The sequence below is a fragment of the Myxococcus llanfairpwllgwyngyllgogerychwyrndrobwllllantysiliogogogochensis genome (assembly GCF_006636215.1).
GTDB lineage: Bacteria > Myxococcota > Myxococcia > Myxococcales > Myxococcaceae > Myxococcus > Myxococcus llanfairpwllgwyngyllgogerychwyrndrobwllllantysiliogogogochensis.
This window is the reverse complement of sequence record NZ_VIFM01000515.1, coordinates 1-1,751: the sequence shown is the minus strand read 5'-3', so window position 1 is coordinate 1,751 and position 1,751 is coordinate 1. Positions and strand designations below refer to the sequence as shown.

Below are 1,751 nucleotides of genomic sequence, written 5' to 3'. Positions count from 1 at the left end.
GTATAAGCGACAGTGGCGGGAGGGGGCGCCGGCTCGGCGGGAAGTCCCGGAGCGCTGGTGAGGACCGGGGGCGTGGAGACCACGGTTGACGCAGGGGGCTTGGCGGGAGGAGGAGGTGGGGCCTGGAAGACGAGTTGGAGGCCCACCTTCATGGGCGCCTCGTCATCCTCCACCACCTCCAGGCGGGACACCTGATTGTCTTCCGCCTCGAAGTTCTGCGTCTCCGCGCCGCTGGCGTCCTCGAGCCGGATGAGCCTCTCGCTGGCGTCAATCGTTCGCTTCACCTTCAACGCTTCGGAGCCGTTGACCCACGCGTCGAGCGTCTCCCAAGCCTGCTTCTTCCGCTGCTCCGCCACTGGCGCCTCGTAGTGCTCGACGGTCCATGCCTTGAGCTTCTTCGCCACCGCCAGCGCCAGTGCCGCCTTCTGCTTGCCCGTCTTCTTCGGCAGCTTCTTGCCCAGCTCCTCCTCGATTCTCTCCCGCGCCTCCGTCTGGACTTCGGGTTCCTTCCGGATGAGCTCTGCTCGAATCCCTTCGTCTGTCCCCTTGTCGTGCGCGGCCTGCGCGGCGTTCAGGAAGTCGGAGACGGGAAAGCGCCGCCGGGCGGGGATGGAGGGCGCGGCGAACTGGAGCGCGGCGTAGGAGGTGGGCGGGTTGCTCGCGCCCTTGTGGAGACCCACCCGGTAATACCCGGTGTAGATGCCGGGGGCGATGGCCCCCACGTCGTTCGGGAGCAGGGTGGAGTTGTCGAAGTCGGGGAGCGTGTTGCCCTTGTCGTCCTTCAGGGCGGGCTTGTCCTTGTCATAGCCGGGCTCGGTGGTGATGGGCAGGACGGCCACCCGCCAGTGCTTGCACTGCGGACACGAGACATCCACGCCGGGATGGGGCCAGTGCTTCGGGACCGGCCACTCCGTCTCCGCGAGCACGGCATCCACATACGCCTGCGCGTCCTTCAGGTTCTCCGCGCGGAGCCCCTCGGCTTCGAGGACGGTCTTCTCTCCTTCCTTCAACAGGGCCGGGTCGTAGAGCACGACGAGCAGGTCGTCGAACCGGTTGGACAGGGAGCGCTCCCGGCGCAGGCCCACGAGCTGGAGCGTGAGCGGGTTCGTCCGCGCCAACTCCAGCTCCTCGTCATCCTGCAGGTGGAACCGTTGGTTGCCCGGGTCGAGCTCCTTCTGGTTCCGCAGGCTCTCGCTCGCGAACTGCTTCAGCAGGCCCACCGCGCAGTCCGGGCACTTCGTCTCACTCAGCGTCGCATGATGCGCCCGGCGCTCCGGCGCCGTCGCCACGGCCGCCTTCTTGGGCTTGTCCTGCTTCGGAGCGGCCTGCGTGGGCGCGTCCTTCGCGGTCTCCTTCTTCACGGCCTTGGCTGCCATCGGTACCTCTCACGCAAAGGGGTTCAGCTCCCGTGCAGCTCCTCGAGCCGCCGCAGGGTCTCCACGTCCAGGTGGCCGGTGACTTCCAGGCCGCCGCGGTGCTGGAAGGCGCGAATGGCGCTGCGAAGCCCCAGCGTCATCTTCCCCGTCGGCTCCAGCGCATAGCCCAGGTTGATGAGCCGGGACTCCGCGCCGCGGACACCGTGGTCAGGGGTGTCCCTCATGGGACGCAGGGTGCCCAGCGCGAGCTCCCAGGACAGGCCCTCGCACTCCAGCTCCACCTGGCTGACGGTGAAGGGGACCTTCGCCTCGAGGAAGCCCTCGTCATCCGTACTGCCTTCGATGACCTCCTGCTCGAAGGTGAGCAGGTAGGGC

At 67.8% G+C, this 1,751-nt stretch carries 2 protein-coding genes; both read right to left on the bottom strand.

Annotation, left to right across the window (positions count from 1 at the left end; genetic code table 11):
• On the bottom strand, positions 1–1,376 hold a 1,376-nt coding region (locus FJV41_RS48970; RefSeq protein ID WP_281291649.1), incomplete at its 3' end, for a hypothetical protein.
• A 23-nt stretch (positions 1,377–1,399) separates the two neighbouring features.
• The coding region (locus FJV41_RS48965) for a peptidoglycan-binding domain-containing protein (RefSeq protein WP_141649482.1) at positions 1,400–1,751 on the bottom strand (352 nt) is incomplete at its 5' end.